General features: G+C 53.8%; 2 rRNA genes (1 of these 2 cut by a window edge). Both read left to right on the top strand.

The annotated features are described in order from the left end of the window. A 23S ribosomal RNA gene (locus tag EOB80_RS33805) occupies nt 1-2,072 on the top strand; it begins 750 nt to the left of the window's first position. A 153-nt stretch (nt 2,073-2,225) separates the two neighbouring features. After that, nucleotides 2,226-2,340 (top strand): 5S ribosomal RNA (gene rrf / locus EOB80_RS33800). Nucleotides 2,341-2,500: the final 160 nt, after the last annotated feature.

Raw genomic sequence — 2,500 nt, 5'->3', positions numbered from 1 at the left:
CCATGAGCAGGTTGAAGGTAAGGTAACACTTACTGGAGGACCGAACCCATAACTGTTGCAATAGTTCGGGATGACTTGTGGCTAGGGGTGAAAGGCCAATCAAACTCGGAAATAGCTGGTTCTCCGCGAAATCTATTTAGGTAGAGCGTCGACCGAATACCCCAGGGGGTAGAGCACTGGATGGGCTAGGGGTCCTCACCGGATTACCAAACCTAACCAAACTCCGAATACCTGGGAGTACTAGTCGGCAGACACACGGCGGGTGCTAACGTCCGTCGTGAAAAGGGAAACAACCCTGACCTACAGCTAAGGTCCCCAAGTTATGGCTAAGTGGGAAAGGATGTGAGGATCCCAAAACAACCAGGATGTTGGCTTAGAAGCAGCCATCATTTAAAGAAAGCGTAACAGCTCACTGGTCTAAATAAGGGTCTTTGCGCCGAAAATGTAACGGGGCTAAAGCCATACACCGAAGCTTAGGGTTTGGTCCGCAAGGGCCAAGCGGTAGCGGAGCGTTCTGTAAGCTGATGAAGCCATACCCGTGAGGGGTGGTGGAGGTATCAGAAGTGCGAATGCTGACATGAGTAACGTAAGGGGAGTGAGAGACTCCCCCGCCGAAAGACCAAGGGTTCCTGCTTAAAGCTAATCTGAGCAGGGTTAGCCGGCCCCTAAGACGAGGCGGAAACGCGTAGTCGATGGGAACCACGTTAATATTCGTGGGCTTGGAGGTAGTGACGGATCATTGAGGTAGTCCAATCTTATCGGATTGAACGGGCTGCTGCGTGGTTCCAGGAAATAGCTCCTCCTTATAAACCGTACCCGAAACCGACACTGGTGGTCTGGTAGAGTATACCAAGGCGCTTGAGAGAACTATGCTGAAGGAACTCGGCAAATTGCACGCGTAACTTCGGAAGAAGCGTGACCCTTTTCTACGCAAGTAGAGGAGGGTGGCACAGACCAGGGGGTAGCGACTGTTTATCAAAAACACAGGGCTCTGCGAAGTCGCAAGACGACGTATAGGGTCTGACGCCTGCCCGGTGCTGGAAGGTTAAGAGGAGGGGTGCAAGCTCTGAATCGAAGCCCCAGTAAACGGCGGCCGTAACTATAACGGTCCTAAGGTAGCGAAATTCCTTGTCGGGTAAGTTCCGACCTGCACGAATGGCGTAACGACTTCCCCGCTGTCTCCAGCATAGACTCAGTGAAATTGAATTCCCCGTGAAGATGCGGGGTTCCTGCGGTTAGACGGAAAGACCCCGTGCACCTTTACTATAGCTTTACATTGGCATTCGTAGTGGCATGTGTAGGATAGGTGGTAGGCTTTGAAACCTGGGCGCCAGCTCAGGTGGAGCCACCCTTGAAATACCACCCTTATTACTATGGATGTCTAACCGCGGCCCGTTATCCGGGTCCGGGACAATGTATGGTGGGTAGTTTGACTGGGGCGGTCGCCTCCTAAAGAGTAACGGAGGCGCGCGATGGTGGGCTCAGAACGGTCGGAAATCGTTCGCTGAGTGCAATGGCATAAGCCTGCCTGACTGCGAGACTGACAAGTCGAGCAGAGACGAAAGTCGGTCATAGTGATCCGGTGGTCCCGCGTGGAAGGGCCATCGCTCAACGGATAAAAGGTACGCCGGGGATAACAGGCTGATGACCCCCAAGAGTCCATATCGACGGGGTTGTTTGGCACCTCGATGTCGACTCATCGCATCCTGGGGCTGGAGCAGGTCCCAAGGGTATGGCTGTTCGCCATTTAAAGCGGTACGTGAGTTGGGTTCAGAACGTCGTGAGACAGTTCGGTCCCTATCTGCCGTGGGTGTAGGAATATTGAAAGGATCTGTCCCTAGTACGAGAGGACCGGGATGGACGGATCTCTGGTGGACCTGTTGTGGCGCCAGCCGCATAGCAGGGTAGCTATATCCGGACGGGATAACCGCTGAAGGCATCTAAGCGGGAAACCCACCTTAAAACGAGTATTCCCTGAGAACCGTGGAAGACGACCACGTTGATAGGCCGGGTGTGGAAGAGCGGCAACGCTTGAAGCTTACCGGTACTAATAGTTCGATCGGCTTGATCGTTCTCATTCCTTATGCTCATCGCTCCAAATCGGAGGATGACAGGCACAAAAAAGACCAGCGAATAGCCCCGAGAGGCACCCCGACAGCTCCGCTGCCGATGCCTCTTTGTGCTCCTTCGCTCAAAAGCTTCTCGAACAACGTGCGTTTTGCCGACCTGGTGGTTATGGCGGAGCGGCTGCACCCGATCCCATTCCGAACTCGGCCGTGAAACGCTCCAGCGCTGATGGTACTTCGTCTCAAGACGCGGGAGAGTAGGTCGCTGCCAGGTCTGCTAAACGCACGTTGAACTCACATCCAATCGGATGGAGTGATGTCTTCTCTTTATGAAATGGCCCGCCAAGGGATCACGGGCCGCGTAAGCGGCCCTTTCATTTGGTCAGCCATATACCTATCTGTAGGCCTCGGCTTACACAAAAAAGCAAGCAAAC

The organism is Mesorhizobium sp. M7A.F.Ca.MR.245.00.0.0 (genome assembly GCF_003997415.1).
In the GTDB taxonomy this organism is placed as follows: Bacteria; Pseudomonadota; Alphaproteobacteria; order Rhizobiales; family Rhizobiaceae; genus Mesorhizobium.
This window is presented reverse-complemented; position numbering and strand designations above follow the sequence as displayed.